The organism is Janthinobacterium svalbardense (genome assembly GCF_002327145.1).
Classification (GTDB): Bacteria; Pseudomonadota; Gammaproteobacteria; order Burkholderiales; family Burkholderiaceae_D; genus Janthinobacterium; species Janthinobacterium tructae.
Window position 1 is genome coordinate 5,751,219 of sequence record NZ_CP023422.1, and the last position, 20,078, is coordinate 5,771,296.

General features: G+C 64.2%; 16 protein-coding genes and 1 pseudogene. 8 read left to right on the top strand and 9 right to left on the bottom strand.

Annotated elements, in window-relative coordinates; all coding sequences use genetic code 11:
* Nucleotides 1-264: 264 nt before the first annotated feature.
* From CNX70_RS25650 to CNX70_RS25665, 5 genes and pseudogenes are all read left to right on the top strand, one after another.
* The gene (locus CNX70_RS25650) at nucleotides 265-1,452 is read left to right on the top strand and encodes a cation:proton antiporter (RefSeq protein ID WP_167389722.1); all 1,188 of its coding nucleotides are present in this window, start codon (nucleotides 265-267) and stop codon (nucleotides 1,450-1,452) included.
* Nucleotides 1,453-2,583, top strand: coding sequence for a YbdK family carboxylate-amine ligase (locus CNX70_RS25655; RefSeq protein WP_034780287.1), 1,131 nt, complete (start codon nucleotides 1,453-1,455; stop codon nucleotides 2,581-2,583). It begins immediately after the preceding gene.
* Between the two features lie 230 nt (nucleotides 2,584-2,813).
* Nucleotides 2,814-3,296: pseudogene (locus CNX70_RS29040) on the top strand (sigma-70 family RNA polymerase sigma factor); the annotation flags it as partial.
* 27 nt (nucleotides 3,297-3,323) lie between these two features.
* Nucleotides 3,324-4,130 carry a FecR family protein gene (locus CNX70_RS29045; protein WP_244199203.1) on the top strand — a complete coding sequence of 269 codons (807 nt, stop codon included), beginning with the start codon at nucleotides 3,324-3,326 and terminating at the stop codon, nucleotides 4,128-4,130.
* 95 nt (nucleotides 4,131-4,225) lie between these two features.
* Complete coding sequence (locus tag CNX70_RS25665) at nucleotides 4,226-6,697, top strand: TonB-dependent siderophore receptor (RefSeq protein ID WP_096237867.1); 2,472 nt, start codon at nucleotides 4,226-4,228, stop codon at nucleotides 6,695-6,697.
* Between the two features lie 13 nt (nucleotides 6,698-6,710).
* Here CNX70_RS25665 and CNX70_RS25670 read toward each other — a convergent pair whose 3' ends face one another.
* Together CNX70_RS25670 and CNX70_RS25675 are read right to left on the bottom strand one after the other, a co-directional pair.
* On the bottom strand, nucleotides 6,711-7,790 hold the full coding sequence (locus tag CNX70_RS25670) for an alginate lyase family protein (RefSeq protein ID WP_157751274.1): 1,080 nt from the start codon (nucleotides 7,788-7,790) through the stop codon (nucleotides 6,711-6,713).
* Nucleotides 7,787-8,788 (bottom strand): gamma-glutamyl-gamma-aminobutyrate hydrolase family protein, encoded by a 1,002-nt coding sequence (locus CNX70_RS25675; RefSeq protein WP_180287859.1) that lies wholly within the window; start codon nucleotides 8,786-8,788, stop codon nucleotides 7,787-7,789. Before CNX70_RS25675 ends, CNX70_RS25670 begins: the two co-directional genes overlap by 4 nt.
* A 220-nt stretch (nucleotides 8,789-9,008) precedes the next feature.
* On the opposite strand from CNX70_RS25675, the gene CNX70_RS25680 reads away from it, so the two are divergent.
* Genes CNX70_RS25680 through CNX70_RS25690 form a run of 3 tightly spaced genes read left to right on the top strand, consistent with a single transcriptional unit; the run spans nucleotide 9,009 to nucleotide 10,865 of the window.
* Nucleotides 9,009-9,317 carry a hypothetical protein gene (locus CNX70_RS25680; RefSeq protein WP_243136064.1) on the top strand — a complete coding sequence of 103 codons (309 nt, stop codon included), beginning with the start codon at nucleotides 9,009-9,011 and terminating at the stop codon, nucleotides 9,315-9,317.
* Between the two features lie 23 nt (nucleotides 9,318-9,340).
* On the top strand, nucleotides 9,341-10,345 hold the full coding sequence (gene dapA / locus CNX70_RS25685; RefSeq protein ID WP_244198955.1) for a 4-hydroxy-tetrahydrodipicolinate synthase: 1,005 nt from the start codon (nucleotides 9,341-9,343) through the stop codon (nucleotides 10,343-10,345).
* 10 nt (nucleotides 10,346-10,355) lie between these two features.
* Complete coding sequence (locus CNX70_RS25690) at nucleotides 10,356-10,865, top strand: P-loop NTPase family protein (RefSeq protein ID WP_244198956.1); 510 nt, start codon at nucleotides 10,356-10,358, stop codon at nucleotides 10,863-10,865.
* Between the two features lie 56 nt (nucleotides 10,866-10,921).
* Here the strand turns inward: CNX70_RS25690 and CNX70_RS25695 are convergent, their stop codons facing one another.
* The 7 genes from CNX70_RS25695 to kdpF form a co-directional block, all read right to left on the bottom strand.
* On the bottom strand, nucleotides 10,922-11,671 hold the full coding sequence (locus CNX70_RS25695) for a TorF family putative porin (RefSeq protein WP_096238676.1): 750 nt from the start codon (nucleotides 11,669-11,671) through the stop codon (nucleotides 10,922-10,924).
* A gap of 132 nt (nucleotides 11,672-11,803) precedes the next feature.
* Complete coding sequence (gene kdpE, locus CNX70_RS25700) at nucleotides 11,804-12,502, bottom strand: two-component system response regulator KdpE (RefSeq protein WP_096237871.1); 699 nt, start codon at nucleotides 12,500-12,502, stop codon at nucleotides 11,804-11,806.
* Nucleotides 12,499-15,246 carry a DUF4118 domain-containing protein gene (locus CNX70_RS25705; protein ID WP_096238677.1) on the bottom strand — a complete coding sequence of 916 codons (2,748 nt, stop codon included), beginning with the start codon at nucleotides 15,244-15,246 and terminating at the stop codon, nucleotides 12,499-12,501. The genes kdpE and CNX70_RS25705 overlap by 4 nt, the downstream gene beginning before the upstream one ends.
* 57 nt (nucleotides 15,247-15,303) lie before the next feature.
* A complete protein-coding gene (gene kdpC / locus CNX70_RS25710; protein WP_096237872.1) occupies nucleotides 15,304-15,879 on the bottom strand; it encodes a potassium-transporting ATPase subunit KdpC in 576 nt (191 codons plus the stop codon).
* A gap of 10 nt (nucleotides 15,880-15,889) precedes the next feature.
* Nucleotides 15,890-17,968 carry a potassium-transporting ATPase subunit KdpB gene (gene kdpB / locus CNX70_RS25715; RefSeq protein WP_096237873.1) on the bottom strand — a complete coding sequence of 693 codons (2,079 nt, stop codon included), beginning with the start codon at nucleotides 17,966-17,968 and terminating at the stop codon, nucleotides 15,890-15,892.
* Nucleotides 17,969-17,972: 4 nt separating this feature from the next.
* Nucleotides 17,973-19,781 carry a potassium-transporting ATPase subunit KdpA gene (gene kdpA, locus CNX70_RS25720; RefSeq protein WP_096237874.1) on the bottom strand — a complete coding sequence of 603 codons (1,809 nt, stop codon included), beginning with the start codon at nucleotides 19,779-19,781 and terminating at the stop codon, nucleotides 17,973-17,975.
* Nucleotides 19,781-19,870 carry a K(+)-transporting ATPase subunit F gene (kdpF, locus tag CNX70_RS25725; RefSeq protein ID WP_034746483.1) on the bottom strand — a complete coding sequence of 30 codons (90 nt, stop codon included), beginning with the start codon at nucleotides 19,868-19,870 and terminating at the stop codon, nucleotides 19,781-19,783. The genes kdpA and kdpF overlap by 1 nt, the downstream gene beginning before the upstream one ends.
* Between the last annotated feature and the right edge of the window lie 208 nt (nucleotides 19,871-20,078).

A 20,078-nucleotide genomic window follows, 5' to 3' on the forward strand; every position in this document is an offset into this window, starting at 1 on the left:
ACTGCGGTACAAAACTACCGTGCGGAGCATCTCCGCTGCGGGCGGGTACCATACGCTGACACCAGCCCTGCCCCATCCTGCTGCATCCTGTGCGCGGCCGCCATGGCCGCGACACTGTTCGATTGCGCACATCGTGCGCGCCTTCTGCTCCGGTAGAATCGGCGTATCGCTCTGCGCAAACCATGCACCATCGCTGCACCACGACATTGCCGCGCCAGCCTCCGTGCTGCCGGCCGGTGCCAGCGCCACTTCAAAGGAATGAGCATGCAAAGTCTGATCTCGATCGCCGCCGACCTGTCCTGGCCGTTCGCCATTACCCTGGCCTGGGTGGTGGGCGAATTCGGTCACCGCTGGACGGGCCTGCCGCGCATCAGTTTTTACGGCGTGATCGGTTTCGTCCTGGCGCAGACGCAGGTAGGCGTGCTGCCGCAGACGGACGCCGGCCCCATGCTGGTGCTGGCCGACGTGGCCTTCGGCCTGATCCTGTTCGAGGTGGGCTACCGCATCAACCTGCGCTGGCTGAAGAACAACCCATGGATCGCCGTCACGGGCCTGGTCGAATCCCTGCTGACCTTTGCCGTCGTCTACTTCATCGGCATCGAATTCGGCAGCACCTCGATGACGGCGCTGCTGCTGGCGTCCTTGGCCATGTCCACCTCGCCGGCCACCATCATGCGCGTCATCAACGAGGAACGCAGCTCGGGCCAGGTGACGGAACGCATCGTCCACCTCACCGCCCTCAACTGCGTGCTGGCCGTCTTCACGTTCAACATCATCGTCGGCTTCTGGATGTTCCAGAGCTCCACCGACTTGATCGAGGCGAGCAGCAGTAGCGCCGCCGTGCTGGCCGCCTCGATGGCCGCCGGTACCGTCTTCGGCATCGTCGTGCCGGCCATGCTGCGCCGCCTGGGCAATATGGCGCAGGATGCCACCGTCGCCTTTGCACTGTCGGTGATGCTGCTCGTCGCTCTGACCTACACCACCAGCCTGTCGCCGCTCCTGGCCACCCTGACGTTCGGCCTGGTGGCACGCCACCGCCGCGTCGCCTTCAGCCAGGCGCAGCGCAATTTCGGCGCATTGGGCGAGCTGCTGACGGTGCTGCTGTTCGTGTATGCCGCCTCGACCCTGGAATGGGCCAGCGTAACGGCCGGCGCGGGCCTGGCCCTGGCCGTCGTCGGCGGGCGATTGCTGACGAAAGTCGTCGGCGTCGCCGCGTTCTCGCATGTGAGCGGCATTTCCTGGCGCAAGGGCGTGCTGACGGGCGTGGCGCTGACGCCCGTCTCCGTCTTCATCATCCTGCTGCTCGAACACGCGCGCCAGCACGGCGTGAACTTCGGCGACGAATTGAACGCCCTGGCCGCCATCACCCTGGGCCTGGAACTGATCGGCCCCGTGCTGGTGCAGCGCGTGCTGATGCTGGCCAAAGAAACCCACGAAATCAAGGAGCGCTAAATGCCGCTGGAACCCTTTGGCCAATCGGCCGCGCTGACCTTCGGCGTCGAACTCGAACTGCAACTGGTGAACCTGTCGGACTACGACTTGACGGCCGCCAGTCCCGACCTGCTGCATCTGCTGAATAAAAAACCGTTCCCCGGCAACGTCACGCCGGAAATCACCGAGAGCATGATCGAGATTAATTCGAGCGTGCACACGCATCACGGCCCCCTGCTGGAACAGTTGCAGGAGATCCGCGACACCTTGATCACGGCCGGCGACAAGCTCAATATCGGCATCGCCGGCGGCGGCACGCACCCGTTCCAGCAATGGTCGTCGCAAAAGATCTTTTCCAAACCCCGCTTCCAGGAGATTTCGGAACTGTACGGCTACCTGGCCAAGCAATTCACCATCTTTGGCCAGCACGTGCACATCGGCTGCGCCTCGGGCGACGACGCCATGTTTTTGCTGCATTCGCTGAACCGCTACATCCCCCACTTCATCGCCCTGTCAGCTTCCTCGCCCTACGTGCAGGGACGCGACACCCTGTTCGATTCGGCGCGCCTGAACTCCGTGTTCGCGTTTCCCATGAGCGGGCGCGCGCCGTTTACGCTGAGCTGGGATCAGTTCTCCAACGAGTACTTCGCCAAGATGGAGAACACGGGCATCATCAAGAGCATGAAGGACTTTTACTGGGATATCCGTCCCAAGCCGGAATTTGGCACCATCGAACTGCGCGTGTGCGACACGCCGCTGACGGTGGAACGGGCCGCCGCGCTGGCCGCCTACCTGCAGGCGCTGTGCCGCTACCTGCTCGAACGCCGCGAAACCCCGCCGGTGGAAGACGATTACCTCGTGTATAACTACAACCGCTTCCAGGCTTGCCGCTTCGGCCTCGATGGCGCCATCACGCATCCGAAAACCTACGAAACGATGTCGCTGCGCGAAGACATCATGACCACCCTGCGCAAGATGGAACCGCACGCCGAGGCGCTGGGCAGCACGCCAGCCCTGAAACACCTGTCGGATGTGGCCAAGCAATGGAGCGACGCGCAATACCTGCGCAAGCAGCACAGCTTGCAGGGCAGCGCCGAAGGCATGGTCGATTCGGCGATCCGCTGCTTCCGGGGCGAACCGATGAATTACTGAGGCCTAGCACGTCCAGCCCAACACCTGAACTTCCGGGGTCGGACCCTGCAGGGTCCGACCCCAGATCTTGCTTCTGGGGTCTAAACAACGCCAGCAACGCGCAAAAAAACCACACCCCACTTCCCCGTCATTTACAGCCACCTCCCCCGCTTGTTACAATAAGTGAGAATGATTCTTATTATTGTTTAAAAACACCCGTCCACCCGGACCGGCCATGCAAGGGGAACGCGATGCCGCTGGCAGAGCCGCTACAACGCCAGGACATCGCGACACTGTATGCCGACCACCACGGCTGGCTGCAGGGCTGGCTGCGTAAAAAACTCGGCAGCACGGCTTGCGCGGCCGATGTGGCGCAGGATACCTTCATGCGCCTGCTCGACCGCGAGGAAGCCGTCGCCGCGCGCGAACCGCGTGCCTTTCTGGCTACCGTGGCGCAGCGCGTGCTGTTCAACCATTACCGTCGCCAGAAGCTGGAACAGGCTTATCTGGATGTGCTGGCACAGCTGCCGCCCCCGCATGCGCCATCGCCGGAAGAACGGGCGCTGCTGCTGGCCACCGTGTTTGAACTCGACCGCATGCTCGACGGCTTGCCGCCCCCCGTGAAACGGGCCTTCCTGCTACGCCAGCTCGACGAACTGCCGCAGGAAGACATCGCGCGCCAGCTCGGCATCTCGCTGGCGACAGTAAAACGCCATCTGCAGCGGGCCGGCAGCGCCACGCAGGCGTGGCAGCAGCTGCAAATGCAGCACGAGCATCTGCCACCCGCAGCGCACGCGAGCCTGCTGCGCGCCTGCGTGCAAGCCAACGCGCCGCGCCGCCACGCCGTCAAGAGCCTGGCCCTGCTGCTGGCCTGCGGCGCCTCGCTGTATGCGTTCGAACGCCGCAGCCCCTGGCGCGGCTGGACTGCCGACTACCGCACGGGTGTCAACCAGCGCCGCGTCGTGACCCTCGCTGACGGCACGCAGCTCACGCTCAACACCAGCAGCGCCGTGAATATCGCGTACAACGGTGAGCAGCGCCGCATTCAACTGCTGGCCGGTGAAATCTTCATCGCCACCGGCAAGGATGCAGTACAACGTCCGTTCTTCGTCGATACGCCGCACGGCAGCCTGCAAGCGCTGGGCACGCGTTTCACGGTGCGCCTGCACCAGCAATACGCCAGCGCCGGCGTGCTCGAAGGGGCCGTCGCCGTGCTGGCCGGCGATGGCGCACAGCGCCTGGTGCTGCATCCCGGCGAAGGCGCGCATTTCGACGGCAAGAGCTGCCACCGACAGGCGCTGGCACCGTATGGCGGTGCATGGCTCGATGGCATGCTGGTGGCGCGCGACATGCGCCTGGCCGATTTCCTCACCGAGCTGTCGCGCTACAGCGACCATCCGCTGGGCTGTACGCCCGCCGTCGCAGGCTTGCGCGTGTCCGGCTCCTACCCGCTGGCCGATGTGGGCGCCATCCTCGACGCCGTCAGCGCCAGCCTGCAACTGCGGCGCAATACCGTCACGCGCTTCTGGGGCCATCAAGTCGTCAGGATCGAACTGGCGGCGCATTGAATTAAATTTTCTGCAAAGTGAGCTGTTTCGCCGTGCTCGCGTGACTTGGTAGACAGGTAGTCTCCATCTTGCGCATCCACGAAAGGTTTTATTCCATGCACCACGCTTCGCGTTCCCTCCTTACCCGCACCGTCCTGGCCTGCGCCCTGTCGCAGATCGGCATGGTCCTGGCCCTGCCGGCATCAGCCCAGGCGCAAACCCGACAAGTGCGCAGCTACAGCATCCCCGCCGGCGCGCTCGGTGACGTGCTGACGCGCTTCGGCAGCGACAGCGCCATTCTATTGGCGTTCTCCAGCGAGTCCACGCAAGGCTTGCGCAGCGCCGGCCTGCAAGGCAGCTATGGCGTACAGGACGGTTTCCGCGTGCTGCTGGCCGGTAGCGGCCTGCAAGCCGTGCCGCAATCGAATGGCGGCTACCTGCTGCAAAAGATCCCCGCCAGCGCCAGCGCACCCACGGCGGACAGCCGCGGCGTGGCCGTCATGAGCGGCGTCACCGTGGTGGCGGCGGCCGAGCGCAGCGCCGCCACCAGCGGCACGGGCAACTACACGGGCGGCCCCGCCAGCGGCGCCACCGGCCTGGCCCTGACGCAACGCGAAACGCCACAGTCGCTGACCATCGTCACGCGCCAGCAGATGGATGACCAGAACAGCAACGCCGTTTCCGACGTCATGAAAAACGTCAATGGCGTGAGCGTGCAAAACTATGACAGCGACCGCTGGAGTTTCCAGGCGCGCGGCTTTGCCGTCACCAATTTCCAGTACGACGGCGTGTCGGCAATCTATGACGGCGTCTACGACTGGGGCACGACCAACAGCGACATGGCTATCTACGACCGCATCGAAGTGCTGAAGGGCGCGACGGGGCTGATGAGCGGCTCGGGCGACCCGTCGGCCACCGTCAACATGGTGCGCAAGCGCCCCACCGCCGAATTCGAGGGTTCAGCGACCCTGGGCGCGGGATCGTGGGACAACTACCGCGCCGAAGCCGATATCTCCGGCCCCCTGAATGACAGCCGCACGCTGCGCGGCCGCCTGGTGGGCGCCTACCAGGACAAACACTCTTACCTGGACCGCTACACGCAGCAAAAATCCGTCGCCTACGGCATCATCGAGGCGGACCTGACGCAAGTCACCCTGCTGACGGCCGGCTTCACGCACCAGGATTACAAACCGCGCGGCTCGACTTGGACGGGTTTCCCTGTGCTGCTTTCCGACGGCAGCCGCACGGATTTCCCCACCGAGTGGAATCCGGCTACGGACTGGAGCCGCCGCGACATGCAGAACACCACGCTGTTCACGTCGCTGGAACATACGTTCGCCAACGAGTGGAAAGTAAAATTGAGCGCCAACCAGCTGCGCAGCAAGCATGACAGCGTGCTCGGTTCGGCCAGCGGCGGCAATCCCAACCCTGTCACAGGCGCAGGCGCGTTTTTCTTCATGGGAAAATACAAGGGCGACCGTCGCCAGAGCACCGTCAACGTCGACGCCAGCGGCCCATTCACGGCCTTCGGCCGCCGGCATGAAGCGATGCTCGGCTACTCCACCTCGACGGCAAAGCAGGATGGCCCCGTCTACGAATCGGTCTATCCAACCCTCGATGGCAGCTACTTTGACTGGCGCGGCCAGTATGCGGAACCGGCCTTCAAGCGCCTGGGCAACGACAACGACAGCACGCGCCAGAGCGGCCTGTATGGCGCCGTGCGCCTGCATCCCGTCGATGCGCTGTCCGTCATCGTCGGTGCGCGCGTGAGCAACTACAAGCAGGAGCAGGACCGCAGCTTCTTCGACCCCAAGAGCGCGCGCATCACCTCGCGCATCGAGGAAAACAACGTCATCACGCCGTATGCGGGCGTCGTGTATGACCTCGACAAAACGTACTCCGTATTCAGCAGCTACACCAGCATCTTCGCGCCGCAGAGCAACCGCGACGTGAACCGCAACTTTCTGTCGCCCGTGCGCGGCAAGGGTTTTGAAGCAGGCGTGAAGGCAGAATATTTGGATGGCAAGGTCAATGCCAGCGCGTCCCTGTTCCAGATCCGTCAAAGCAACGTGGCCAGTTCTGTGGGCGAAGTCAACGGCGAAGAAGCGTATAAAGCCATCGACGGCGTCACCAGCCGCGGCGTGGAAATGGAGGTGACGGGCGAAGTGATGAAGGATGTGAAGCTGAGCGCCGGCTACACCTACACCCATGTGCGCGACGCGGATGGCAAGGACGTCTTTTCCACCATGCTGCAAACCACGCAGCCGGCCCACCTGCTGCGCGTGCAAGGCACGTGGCGCCTGCCAGCCAGCCTGGACAAGCTGAGCGTCGGTGGCGGCATCAACTGGCAAAGCAGCTACTACGGCAATATCTGGAACCCCGCCATCGTGGACAATTCACGCATCAAGCAGGGCAGCTACGCGCTGCTCAACCTGATGGCGCGCTACGAGATCAGCAAGAACGTCACGGCCAGTCTCAACGTGAACAACCTGCTGGACAAGAAATACTTCACGGGACTGGGCCTGTTCCAGACGGGCTTCTACGGCGAACCGCGCAATGTGATGTTCACCGTACGTACGAAGTTTTAACGCGAAGTTCTCACTAAGCGCCGTACAGCGCCAGCGCCCAGGCTGGCGGGCGCAATTCCAGCGCCAGCGACAGGTAAGCGGGATCGAAGCGCGCCGCCAGCAGATACACATTGGCGGCGCCCTTCGGCTCCCAGTTCCCCGTAAAACCCTTTTCGCCGGCCGCCACGCGCTTGCGGTCGAAGGGCACGGCGCTTTTCGCGAATTCCTCGTGCGTTTTCCTGCCCTGCGCATACGGCGCCAGCCAGGCCAGCGCTTCGGCCAGGCGCCGCGCTTCCGGCGCGCCATACCAGTCGTCGCCATGCGCCTGCGCCATCAGGGCTGTCGTCAGCAGCGGCTCCAGGCTATAGGTGGTGTAATGCAGGGCGTCGCGCTGCTCGAAGTCGAAGGGCACGCCGCCAGCGCCGATATTGCGCGGCACGTGCGCCAGGAAGCGCTCCTTCGCGCGCGCGATCAGCAAGGCGTCGCCCGTGACATACGCGGCGGCCGTGCCGATCTTGATGCGGTGGCTATGCCAGTTGTTGCGCGCCGTGGACGGGCCGCCCACCTTGATGGGATCACTCAGATACCCTTGCGCCAGGGTGCGGCAAAACGCCTGCACCTGTTCGCGCTCGACGCCGTTCAAGCGCTCCTGTACCAGGTCAAAGCCGATCAGCAGGCTGGCCAGCTCCGTCTCGTCGACGGGACTGAACGATGGCTGATAAGTACCGCTCCAGGCCAGCAACAGCTGGCGCGCCGCTTCAAAATGCGCCATCTCACCCGATAATCGCCAGGCCAGCGCCTGCAAGCGCACCTGGCGCCAGTCCTCCTGCGCCTGCTGGCTGGTCTCGCGTCCGCCTTCTCCCTTCAGCAAGCCGCCCGTGCGCACTTCGGCCATCAGGTGCACGGGCCGGGCCGCATCCTTGCGCGCCGCCTTGAGCACCTGCTCGGCAATGGCCGGCGCCACCCGCGCCTTGAGCGTGCGGGCGCGCGCAGCGGACGTCAGCGCAAACGGCCGCGCCCCCTCACGCGGGTGCGGCGCCGCGCGCAAACCTGTCAGGGGCAGCGCCAGCAGGCCGGCCAGCACAATGCGCCGGCGGATCCGATGCGTATTCAAAACCGCGTTTCCCGCGCTGCGCGCAAAAAATTATCGAGGATGGGCGTGCAATCGAGCAGTTCGACGCCGCCCGCCGAATGGAATTCCGGGTGCCATTGCAAGCCCATGACGAAGCGCGCCCGCTGGTAGCGGATGGCTTCGACGATATTGTCGCCCTGCGAATACGCTTCCACGGTGACGTCGCGCCCCAGGTCCTTGACCGACTGGTGGTGAATGGAATTGACGAGCGCCTCGCCCGCCTTCGGGAACATGCCCGCCAGCGACGAGCCTTTCGGGAAGACGATGGTGTGGCGGTGCCGGTCATACAGGTCGTTGACGTGGGACGTCGCACCTTCCACGTCCGAAGCGATGTCCTGGTACAGGGTACCGCCAAAGCCCACATTGATCAGTTGACAGCCGCGGCAAATGCCCAGCACGGGCTTGCCCGCGTCGACGAATTCGTGCAGCAGTTCCAGTTCGTACAGGTCGCGCGCGCGGTCGCCGTTCCATTCCGGCCGCGTGGCTGCCTCGGAATACGTCTGCGGCGAGACGTCGGCACCGCCCTGCAGCACCAGGCCGTCCAGGTGACGCGCATAGTGGCGCAAGGTGATATTGCTCGGATGTAGCTGGCCACTGGTATTGACGGTCGGGATCATGAACACCAGCACATCGCGCGACATGACCCACTGCGCGATCGACTCTTCCAGGTATTGCAGGTTCTTGCTGCGCAGGCCAGTGGCGCCCGGCTCGGGATGGAAAATACGCGCCGAGATGCCGATGCGCAGGGTGCGCCGCATGAAATCGCGGCTGGCCTTGTCGCGCATGGAGCGGTAGCGCGACGAAATCACGCGCCAGGCCAGCGCCAGCGGCGTGTCGTTATCCTTCAGGTAGCGGGGGGCCGCGTCGCGCGCGCGGTGCTCATCATCGGGCGCCCGGCGGCCCACGCGGTCAGGTCTTGACGGCGCTGGCGCTGCGGGATCGGTGGAAGGGGGATGCTGGGGATCTTTTTCGTCTGACATGGCAAGGCTGACTGAAAGCGGGGACGCTTTCAATATAAACCCCTGCCTCCCAAAGCACGATTCAATTTTGTAACAAAAGCACATGCGCGGCGCATCCACGCAACACGCCGGCAGTAAAACTGCATACAGTCCGTTTACACCAAAGGCCCCGCTTTTTAGAGAATCTTTACGCCCCCGCTGCTAATCTTGAACGTACCTCAACCACCGCTGCAAAGCCACCATGGAACCCCATTCACGCCTGCAAACGCATCAAGCGCATCAAGCACTGCCCCACCGCCATCCCCGCCTGCCCACTTTCCTCATGCATATCACGGTCGACAAGTCCTGCCTGGCCGAGCTGCGCCAGCTGGTCGTCAGGACGTGCGGCGGCATGCTGTCGTTCATGCGCGTCGAGGCGGTCGACCACGCCGAACGCATGAAGGTCTGGCTGTGCGTAACGGAGCCGGCCCTGCGCCTGACCATGGATGCCGTCATGCGCCTGCTGCCGGCGGCGGAATTTGGCCGCATCAGCCAGGGGAAATCACTATGAACCAGTATGCCTGTGAGCAGGCGATGTCTTCATCGCGCATCACCGCGCACTTCCAGGGCATCTGGGTGCCGATGGTCACGCCATTCCGTGATGGCGAGATCGATCTCGACGCCGCCCAGCAGCTCGCTTGCGAGCTGGCCACCAGCGGCGTCGATGGCCTGGTGGTGTGCGGCACCACGGGCGAAGCGGCCATGCTGAGCGCCACGGAACACACCATGCTGCTCGATAGCGTGCTCGAAGCCATCGGTCCACGCTTCCCCGTCGTGATGGGGATCGGCGGCAGCGATACGCGCAGCGTCGTCGCCACGGTACAGCGCTATCACGACCATCCGCTGGCCGGCCTGCTGATCTCGGCACCGTCCTATGTCCGCCCTTCGCAGGACGGCATCGTGCGCCACTTCGAGGCCATCGCCGCCGCCACCGACCAGTCCATCGTGCTGTACAACGTGCCGGCACGCACGGGCGTCAATATCGAACCGCAGACAGCGGCGCTGCTGGCGCGCGACTCGCACTTCGTCGCCATCAAGGAAGCGGGCGGCAAGCTGCAGCAACTGGGCGAACTGCTGCTCGACACGCGCCTCGATGTGCTGTGCGGCGACGATGCGCTGCTGCTGGCCAGCCTGTCCATGGGCGGCCACGGCGCCATGTCGGCCGCCGCCCAGGTACGCCCCGACCTGTATGCGCAGCTGTACCACCTGGTCAGGCAGGGCCGCCACGGCGCCGCCGGCGCCCTGTTCAAGGTCATGCTGCCCGTCATCCGGCTGCTGTTTGCCGAACCCAATCCTGGCCCAGTGAAGGCGGCGCTGGCCATGCAAGGCAAGGTACGCGACGAGCTGCGCCTGCCGATGACGCCGATGTCGTCCGCCGGCCAGCACAAGCTGGCCGAAGCACTCGATCCCCTGATGGAACTGCCCGTATGGACAGCCAGCGACAGGGACGCGCCGCGTGAAGGCTGTTTGCTGCAGCTGGTCTCCGCTTCCAACATCATGCCTGCCGTGCGCCAAGATGATCATCGCCATCACGGATGAACGCGGGGGGATGGAGAAATCCATCCTGGCCGGGCGGCTGGCCGCCTCGCGCGCGCTGGCCGGACGCAAGGTGTTGCTGCTCGATGCCGATCCGCGCCAGGGAGCCATGGCGCAGGCCAGGAATATGCACGATGTGGCCAAGCATGGCAGCCTGACGCGGCCGCACCTGATGGCGCGCGCCATCAGCGCCAAGGGCTTGCAGCCGGAGCTGGAACACCTGGTGAACTGCTACCACGACATCGTCATTGACAGCGAAGGCCGCGACTCCATGGGCAGCCGTTCGGCCCTGATCGCCGCGCGCGTACTGGTGGTGCCGCTGGACGGCGTCGTGGACGGCGACGCGCAGGCTGGCCTGGCGCGCCGCATCGCGCACGCGCGCAGCGTCAATCCGGACCTGCGCGTCCTGCTGGCAACGGACACGCAAGCGGCCCCCGCCCATGCCTTGGCCGCACAGATTCCGGCCGCCCGCGTGGTCAGCCTGGGACAGCTGTATTGCGCCGTCTTTAACCTGCCTGCCTAGCTCTGCATGCAAAAAAAAGGCGGCGCATGCGCCGCCTCTCCTCTCATCTCCGTTAATTAAAACGTTTTGCTGACCGTCAGCAGCAGCGCCGTCTTGCCCATGAATTTGCCATTCACTGGCGACGCATAGGCCGACTTGCCCGCGTTCGTGCCGATCACGGCCAGCGCACCCGTCACCAAACCGAAATCGCGCGTGACGCCCACTTTCCAGTCCGTATAGCTCGATGCATCATTGTTTTTGACCTTCTGGTGGCCCGCGTGCAGGTTGCCGGTCCAGCCGTTCGTCAGGTCGATATTCGCGCCGATGTCCAGGTAGCCGCTGTTCTTGCTGTTGACGATGCCGAACAGGTTGGAGACGGCGTGCGAATACTTGATATAGGCGGGGCCGTACGACAGCTGGCCGTAGACTTCCTGCGTGTCCGCGTCGGCCAGGCCGGCGACATGCTTCAAGCCGTTGTCCGCATACACATACGCCAGCACGCCCACGTCGTAGCCGATATCGGTCGTCAGCTGGCCGCGCTTGCCCGCATACAGGTCCACTTCCACGTCACCGCTGCCGCCCGCATCCTTGGTCCACTTGATGGTGGAAGCCCAGGCGCCCGCATACAGGCCGGTCGGGTTGTTGACGTAGTCGACGCCGCCCTGCAGCGCGGGTTTCAGGCGCGTCTGCGAAATGCCGCGATAACGGTAGTCGGACACGCCGGCCACGTTGAAGCTGACTTCGTTGTCGGGCTTGGCCTCTTCCGCGTGGGCCAGGCTGCCCGTAATGGCGGTCGCGACGGCAAGTGCAAGTAGCATTTTATTCATGGTTTTTTCTTCTTCATGGGTGGTATGGGCCTTTGCCAACATGGCGCAGCTGGCCCGCCGCTGCAAAACAATGGGTAAAGCGTCCCCCTGGCGCGCGCGGCGCCTGTTTTCAAACAGGAGAAAGAAAGCTATTTAAAGGGGCAAGAGCAATCGGTAGCCGACGGCCGTTTCCGTCAGCAGGTGCTGCGGCTGGGCCGGATCGGCTTCCAGCTTCTGGCGCAGATGCCCCATGTAGATGCGCAGGTAATGGCCGTTTTCGCTATTCGACGGCCCCCACACTTCGCGCAGCAGCTGCGGATTGGTGACCACCCTGCCGGCGTTCTTCACGAGCACCGAGAGCAAGCGAAATTCCGTCGGCGTCATGTGCACCAGTTGCTTGTTGCGCGTCACCAGGCGATCCTTCAGGTCAACCCGCACGTCGCCAAACTGCACCACGCCATCGTCGCTGGCGGCAGGCTGGCGCTGGCGGCGCAAGGTGGCGCGCACGCGGGCCAGCAGCTCACCCACGCCGAACGGCTTGGTCAGGTAATCGTCGGCGCCCGCGTCGAGCGCGCGGATCTTGTCCTCTTCGTCGACCCGTGCCGACAGCACGATGATGGGCACGGCCGACCATTTGCGGATGTCGGCGATGAAGTCGATGCCGTCGCCGTCAGGCAGGCCCAGGTCCAGCACGATCAGGTCGGGCCGGCGCGTGCCCGCATCGATCAGGCCGCGCTGCATGGTGGCGGACTCGAAAATCTGCCAGCCCTCGTCTTCCAGCGCGGCACGCACGAAGCGGCGGATTTGCGGTTCATCCTCGACCAGCAAGGCGGTGGCGGAAGGTTCGTTCATGATGGTTTTCCTGTTGCATAGTCGTTGGCGTCATCGAGTTCGATCTCTGGCGGCGCAGGCGGCGTGCCCAGCGGCAGGCTGAAGACGATGGCAGCGCCCTGTCCCGGCGCGTGCGGCTGCGCGTGGATGGTGCCGCCGTGGGCTTCGACGATGGCGCGGCAAATGGCCAGCCCCAGTCCGACACCCGGCTTGTTCGATTCACGTTCGCCGCGCGTGAATTTTTCAAAAATAGCCTCTTCGCGGCCGGGCGGCAGGCCCGGGCCATCGTCAAACACCCTCACCTGCAGGAACTGGCCGTGCACCCCGGCCGCGACCGTGATGGTGCTGCCGGGCGGCGTGTACTTGGCCGCGTTTTCCAGCAGGTTGCACAGCACGCGCTCGATCAGCACGGCGTCGTAGCGCACCAGCGGCAAATCCGGCGCCAGCTGCGTCTGCACGGCATGCTGCTGCAATTGCGGGCCGCTGGCGCGCAGCGCGCTGCCCACCACTTCTTCCAGCGCCTGCCATTGCAGGTTCAGGCGCACCTGCCCGCTTTCGATGCGCGCCATGTCCAGCAAGTTCGCCACCAGGGCACTCATGCGCACGGTTTCGGACTGCAGCGAGCGCGCCATGTCCAGCTGCGCGGGCGACAACGCAGGCCGCGACAGGGCCAGCGATTCGGCCAGTCCCACCAGTGACGTCAATGGCGTGCGCAAGTCGTGCGACAGGGCCGCCAGCAGCGAATTGCGCAGCCGCTCGGACTCCATCTGCAGCAGCGCGCCCTGGGCCACGTCGATGTAGTGCACGCGTTCGAGCGCGATGGCCGCCAGGGCGGCAAAGGTATCGAGGTGCTGGCGCTGTTCCGGCACCAGCAGCCAGCGCCCGTGCTGGGCAGCCTCCAGCGGCAACAGCGCCAGCACGCCCCGCGTGCGCATCGGCGCAATCAGCGGCAGGTAAAAAATGGGCGAAGCCGGCAAGGTATCCGTGCCCGTGCCCGCCGCCTGCGCATGGTCGAAGGCCCACTGCGCGATGCCCATGTCCAGCGGCTCGCCGCCGTTCGGCGTCTGCAAGCTGCCCTCGTCATCAGGTAAAAGCAAGGTGGCACGCGCGCGGAAAGCCCGCTCGATGGCACTTTTCGTGATATCGAAAATCTGCTCCGTCTGCAGCACGCCGGACAATTCACGCGAAAACTCGTACAGGGCGCGGGCACGCGCTTCACGGTGCGATGCCACGCGCGCCTGGAAGCGCAGGCCGGCCGTCAGGTGGCCCGTGATCAGGCCCACGGCCAGCATCACGCCAAAGGTGATCACGTACTGAAAATCGCCTACGGCAAACGAAAAACGCGGCGGTACGAAGATGAAATCGAAGCAGGCCACGCCCACCAGGCTGGCCAGCGCCGCCGGTCCGCGCCCCAGGCGCACGGCCACCAGCACCACCGTCAACAACGACAGCATGGCGATATTGGCCAGGTCCAGGTAGGGTTGCAGGGGCACCGAGGCGAGGGCCGTGCCCAGGCTGGCACCGGCGGCCAGCAGGTAACGCAAATGGCGCGACGGCCTGCGCGGCGCCTGCGCATCGTCGCCCGCCGCGCGCCGCAGCGCCGCATCGGCAGGTGGCAAGCCGACCTCGATCAAATCGATATCGGGCGCCAGACTGGCCATGCGCACGGACGGCGGCGCCTGCCACAGGCGCGCCAGCACACTGGTTCGGCCACGGCCACGGCCCACGATGACTTTCGAGATATTCGCGCTGCGCGCATATTCGACCACGGCGCCGGCGATGTCGGCGGACGGCACAATGGCCGTGCGCGCGCCCAGGTCCTGCGCCAGTTTCAGCGTTTTCAGGATGCGTTCGCGCTCGCGTGCCGGCAGGTGCTGCAGGCGCGGCGTTTCCACGTACAGCGCGTGCCATTCCGCATTCAGCTGGCTGGCCAGGCGCGCCGTGCTGCGGATCACGTGTTCGCCCCCCGCGTGCGGTCCCACGCAGGCCAGCAGCGCGGCGCCCGTCTTCCACACGGGATTGATTGATTTCTCGACGCGGTATGCCTGCACGTCGTCCTGCACCCGGTCCGCCGTGCGGCGCAAGGCCAGTTCGCGCAAGGCGATCAGGTTACCCTTGCGGAAAAAATGCTGCGATGCCCGCTCGGCCTGCTGCGGCTGGTATACCTTGCCCTGCTTGAGGCGGCGCAGCAGTTCGTCGGCCGGGATATCGACCAGCACCACTTCATCGGCGCGGTCGAACACCGTGTCGGGCAGGGTCTCGGCCACGCGCACGCCCGTGATGCCGCCCACCACATCATTGAGGCTTTCCAGGTGCTGCACGTTGACGGTCGACAGCACGTCGATGCCGGCCGCCAGCAATTCCTCGACATCCTGCCAGCGCTTCGGATGGCGCGAACCGGCCACGTTCGAATGGGCCAGTTCATCCATCAGTATCAGCGACGGCGCGCGCCGCAGGGCTTCGTCCAGGTCGAACTCGAACAAGGTCTTGCCCCGGTATTCGATGGCCTTCAAGGGAAGCACGGGCAAGCCGTCCAGCTGGGCTGCCGTATCCTGGCGCCCATGCGTCTCCACCACGCCCACCAGCAAGTCCTGACCATCGGCCAGCAGTTTGCGGGCGGCGGCCAGCATCGCATAGGTCTTGCCGACGCCGGCCGAGGCGCCGAAATAAATGCGCAGCCGGCCGCGCGCGGCTTTCTTTTCCTGCGCCTGCACTTGCGCCAGCAGGGCATCAGGGTCGGGGCGTTGGCTGTCGTTGGGGAGCATGGGCATCTTTAATCTCAAAACCAGGGGCAAAACCGGCGGCTCTGCCCCTGCATCATCTTACTTCGCGGCCGCATCAAGCGCCAGATTCAGTTCCAGCACATTCACCCGTGGTTCGCCGAAAAAGCCGATATACGCGGTTTTCTGCACCTTGGCGATGGCGTTTTCCACCTGCGCCAGCGGCACTGCGCGCACGCGGGCCACGCGCGGCGCCTGGTACAAGGCTGCCGCCAGACTGATTTCCGGGTCCAGGCCGCTGCTCGACGCCGTCACCAGGTCGACGGGAATGGCGCGCGTATTGCCGGGATCAACTTCCTTCAGGGCGGCGATGCGCGCCTTGACGGCGTCCACCAGAGCCGGATTGGTCGGTCCCTGGTTCGAGCCGCTCGAACCGGCGCCGTTATTGGCCATCGGCGCGGTGGCCGATGGCCGGCCCCAGAAATACTTCGGCGAGGTGAAGGATTGGCCGATCAGCATCGAGCCGACGGGGCGGCCAGCCCGCTCGACGATGCTGCCGTTGACTTCATCGTTGAAAGCCAGCTGCCCAATGCCGGCCGTGGCAAACGGATAGACCACGCCGCAGATCACGGTCAGCGCGGCAAACAGGACCAGGGCGGGACGTACGATAGTGCTCATGATGGTTCCTTTAGACTAAATTGAGTGCGGACAGCAGCATGTCGATCAGCTTGATCCCGATGAAGGGCAAAATGATGCCGCCCAGGCCGTAGATCAGCAGATTGCGGCGCAACAGGCTGGCCGCGCCGATGGCCCGGTATTGCACGCCTTTCAGCGCCAGGGGAATCAGCACGACGATGATCAAGGCATTGAAGATCACGGCCGACATGATGGCCGACGCAGGGCTGGACAAGTGCATGATGTCGAGCGCCTTCAACTGCGGATAGGTGCCCACGAACGCCGCCGGGATGATGGCGAAGTACTTGGCGATGTCGTTCGAAATCGAGAACGTCGTCAGCGAACCGCGCGTCATCAGCATCTGCTTGCCGATTTCAACGATTTCCAGCAGCTTGGTCGGATTCGAATCGAGGTCGACCATATTGCCCGCCTCTTTCGCCGCCTGCGTGCCCGAGTTCATGGCCACGGCCACATCGGCCTGCGCCAGCGCCGGGGCATCATTGGTGCCGTCGCCCGTCATCGCCACCAGACGGCCTTCGGACTGGTAGCTGCGAATCAGCTTGAGCTTGTCTTCTGGCGTCGCTTCGGCAAGAAAATCGTCCACGCCCGCCTCGGCGGCAATCGCCGCAGCCGTCAGCTTGTTGTCGCCCGTGATCATCACGGTCTTGATGCCCATGCGGCGCAGTTCCGCAAAACGCTCCTTGATGCCGCCCTTGACGATATCCTTCAGTTCCACGACACCCATGACGCGGCCGTCGTCGACCACCACCAGCGGCGTGCTGCCGCGGCGCGCGATATCGTCGACGGCGCGCGCCACCTCGGTCGGATACGGCTGGCCCAGCGCTTCCACATATTTTTTCATGGAATCGGCCGCGCCCTTGCGCAACTGGCGCACTTGCTGCTCGCCCGGGATATCCACGCCGCTCATGCGCGTTTGCGCCGTGAAGGGCACGAAGGTGGCGTGCAGGCTGGCCATCTCGCGTTCGCGGATGTTGAACTTCTGCTTGGCCAGCACGACGATGCTGCGACCTTCCGGCGTTTCATCGGCCAGCGAGGCCAGTTGCGCCGCGTCGGCCAGCTGCTGCTCCGTCACGCCGGGCGCAGGTACAAAGTTTGACGCCTGGCGGTTGCCCAGGGTGATGGTGCCCGTTTTGTCGAGCAGCAGCACGTCCACGTCGCCCGCCGCTTCCACGGCGCGGCCCGAAGTGGCGATCACATTGGCCTGCATCATGCGGCTCATGCCGGCCACGCCGATGGCGGACAGCAAACCGCCGATGGTGGTCGGAATCAAACACACCAGCAGTGCGATCAGCACAGTGATGGTGACGGGCGTGCCACTGCCGGCCGCCGCCACGGAAAACAGCGAATACGGCAGCAAGGTCACGGTGACGATCAGGAACACGATCGACAGGGCGACGAGCAAAATCGTCAGGGCGATCTCGTTCGGCGTCTTCTGGCGCTTGGCGCCTTCGACCATGGCGATCATGCGGTCGATGAAGGCTTCGCCCGGGTTGACGGAAACGCGCACCAGCAGCCAGTCCGACAGCACGCGGGTGCCGCCCGTCACGGCGGAAAAGTCGCCGCCCGATTCGCGGATGACGGGTGCCGATTCGCCCGTGATGGCGCTTTCGTCGACGGAGGCCACGCCGGCCGTCACTTCGCCGTCGGCGGGAATCACGTCACCCGCCTCGACCAGCACCGTCATGCCCTTGCGCAGATCGGTCGCTGGCGTAGGCAGCCAGGAGGTGCCGTACTTCGGCGTTTGCATTTTCTTTGCCATCACCGTCTGCTTCAGAGCGCGCAGCGAAGCCGCCTGGGCCTTGCTGCGGCCTTCGGCCAGCGCTTCGGCGAAGTTCGCAAACAGCACGGTAAACCACAGCCACACGGCGACGGCGATGATGAAGCCGAACGGCGCCTCGCCCTGGCCATTCAGGGCCTGGATGGCCAGCAGGGTCGTGATGATGCTGCCCACGTAGACGACGAACATCACGGGGCTGCGCCACTGCGTGCGGGGGTCAAGTTTTTTGAACGCATCGACGATGGCAGGGCCAATCAGTGCGGAATCGAACAAGGTCAGGCTTGTGCGTGACATTTTATTAGCCTCTGGTGAAAAGTTGCAGGTGTTCGACGATCGGGCCCAGGGCCAGCGCGGGAACGTAATTGAGCACGCCGACGAGCACGACGACGCCGATCAGCAAGCCGATGAACATGGGGCCGTGCGTGGGCATGGTGCCGGCGTTGGCCGACAGGCGCTGCTTGGCCGCCAGTGAACCGGCCACTGCCAGCACGGGCACGATCACGCCGAAGCGGCCGAACCACATGGCGATCGCCAGCATCACGTTGTAGAACGGCGTGTTGGCGGACAGGCCGGCAAACGCGCTGCCGTTGTTGTTGGCCGCCGACGTGAAGGCATACAGGATCTCCGAGAAGCCGTGCGCGCCCGGATTGGCGACGCCGATCTTGCCCGGCTCGACCATCACGGCGATCGCCGTACCCGTCAATACCAGGGCTGGCGTGACCAGGATGGCCAGCGATACCATCTTCATTTCATAGGCCTGGATTTTCTTGCCCAGGTATTCAGGCGTGCGGCCTATCATCAGGCCAGCGATGAAGACAGCCAGGATGGCAAACATCAGCATGCCGTACAGGCCCGTGCCCACGCCGCCGAACACCACTTCGCCGAATTGCATCAGCACCAGCGGCACCATGCCGCCCAGAGGCATGTAGGAGTCGTGCATGGAATTGACGGCGCCGCAGGATGCCGCCGTCGTCACCGCCGCGAACAGGGTCGAGGAGCTGATGCCGAAGCGCGTTTCCTTGCCTTCCATATTGCCACCCGATTGCAGGCTGCTGGCTTGCTGATCCACGCCCAGCGCCTGCAAGGCGGGATTGGCTTGCTGCTCGGCGCTCATCACGCCAGTCGTCATGACGACAAAGATCAGGCTCATCGCGGCTAGCACTGCCCAGCCCTGGCGCAGGTCACCCACCATGCGGCCAAAGGTGAAGCACAGGCCGGCAGGAATGATGAAAATCGCCAGCATCTGCAGGAAGTTCGACAGCACCGTGGGATTTTCATATGGGTGTGAGGAATTGGCATTGAAGAAGCCGCCGCCATTCGTGCCCAACAGCTTGATCGATTCCTGCGAAGCGACGGGACCCATGGCGATCGTCTGCGTGGTTGCCACTTGCGCTTCCATCACGGGCTTGCCGGCCGTATCGAGCACGGGCTGGCCGTCGGCCGTCATTTTCGGCGTTTCATACGCCACGTGGTCGAGCAGGGTCACTTCCTTGTAGGCGGAAAAATTCTGGATCATGCCTTCGCCCATGAAAGCGACGGACAGGGCCAGCGACAGCGGCAACAGGATGTACAGCGTGGCGCGCACCAGGTCGACCCAGAAATTGCCGATCGACTTGCCCGAACGCGAGGCGAAACCGCGCACCAGCGCGAAGATCACGGTAATGCCGGTGGCCGCCGAAAAGAAGTTCTGGCACGTCATGCCCAGCATCTGGGTCAGGTAGCTCATGGTCTGTTCGCCGCCGTAGCCTTGCCAGTTGGTATTGGTGACGAAGCTGACGGTGGTATTGAACGAAGAATCGGGGCTGACGGCGCCCAGGCCCTGGGGATTCAAAGGCAAGAAGCCCTGCAGGCGCTGCAGGCCATACACAAAGACGGCGCCCAGCGCGTTGAACACGATCAGGGCGATGGCGTAGCTTTTCCAGCCCATGGCCTTGTCGGCAGGCAGACCGGAGCAGCGGTACAGCAGGTTTTCAAATTTTTGCAGCCAGCCCAGGCCGCGCACGGGGCCGTCGCCGGCCACCTTGGCCATGTACAGGCCCAGCGGATAGCCGGCGGCCAGCAGTACGGCCAGGAAGGCCACCAGCAGCAATATCGATTGCGTCGTCATCACAGTTCCTCCGCTTTCAGCAGCGCCACCAGCAAGTACACGAGCAGGCCAGCCGAGACCACGGCGCCCAGCACATAAAACGCGTTCATTTGACGCTCCCTAATTTGTCGCAGGCGACGGCAAAGCCGGCCGCCACGACGAAAAAAACGGCAATCAAGCCGAGATACACGATATCCATTCCCACCCTCATTCAGGTTTGTTTTGATAGTGAGCAGATTAGCCAAAAGGGTCTAAAAAATTTGTAAAGACTGGAGAGGTGCTTGTAAACAAGATGTAAAAACGGCGGCTTTGCCGCAT

Coding starts and splice junctions, on each gene's coding strand:
- CNX70_RS25650 (WP_167389722.1), top strand. CDS start 265: ATGCAAAGTCTGATCTCGATCGCCGCCGACCTGTCCTGGCCGTTCGCC.
- CNX70_RS25655 (WP_034780287.1), top strand. CDS start 1,453: ATGCCGCTGGAACCCTTTGGCCAATCGGCCGCGCTGACCTTCGGCGTC.
- CNX70_RS29045 (WP_244199203.1), top strand. CDS start 3,324: ATGCAGCACGAGCATCTGCCACCCGCAGCGCACGCGAGCCTGCTGCGC.
- CNX70_RS25665 (WP_096237867.1), top strand. CDS start 4,226: ATGCACCACGCTTCGCGTTCCCTCCTTACCCGCACCGTCCTGGCCTGC.
- CNX70_RS25675 (WP_180287859.1), bottom strand. CDS start 8,788: ATGTCAGACGAAAAAGATCCCCAGCATCCCCCTTCCACCGATCCCGCA.
- CNX70_RS25680 (WP_243136064.1), top strand. CDS start 9,009: ATGGAACCCCATTCACGCCTGCAAACGCATCAAGCGCATCAAGCACTG.
- dapA (WP_244198955.1), top strand. CDS start 9,341: ATGTCTTCATCGCGCATCACCGCGCACTTCCAGGGCATCTGGGTGCCG.
- CNX70_RS25690 (WP_244198956.1), top strand. CDS start 10,356: ATGGAGAAATCCATCCTGGCCGGGCGGCTGGCCGCCTCGCGCGCGCTG.
- CNX70_RS25695 (WP_096238676.1), bottom strand. CDS start 11,671: ATGAATAAAATGCTACTTGCACTTGCCGTCGCGACCGCCATTACGGGC.
- kdpE (WP_096237871.1), bottom strand. CDS start 12,502: ATGAACGAACCTTCCGCCACCGCCTTGCTGGTCGAGGATGAACCGCAA.
- CNX70_RS25705 (WP_096238677.1), bottom strand. CDS start 15,246: ATGCTCCCCAACGACAGCCAACGCCCCGACCCTGATGCCCTGCTGGCG.
- kdpC (WP_096237872.1), bottom strand. CDS start 15,879: ATGAGCACTATCGTACGTCCCGCCCTGGTCCTGTTTGCCGCGCTGACC.
- kdpB (WP_096237873.1), bottom strand. CDS start 17,968: ATGTCACGCACAAGCCTGACCTTGTTCGATTCCGCACTGATTGGCCCT.
- kdpA (WP_096237874.1), bottom strand. CDS start 19,781: ATGACGACGCAATCGATATTGCTGCTGGTGGCCTTCCTGGCCGTACTG.
- kdpF (WP_034746483.1), bottom strand. CDS start 19,870: ATGAACGCGTTTTATGTGCTGGGCGCCGTGGTCTCGGCTGGCCTGCTC.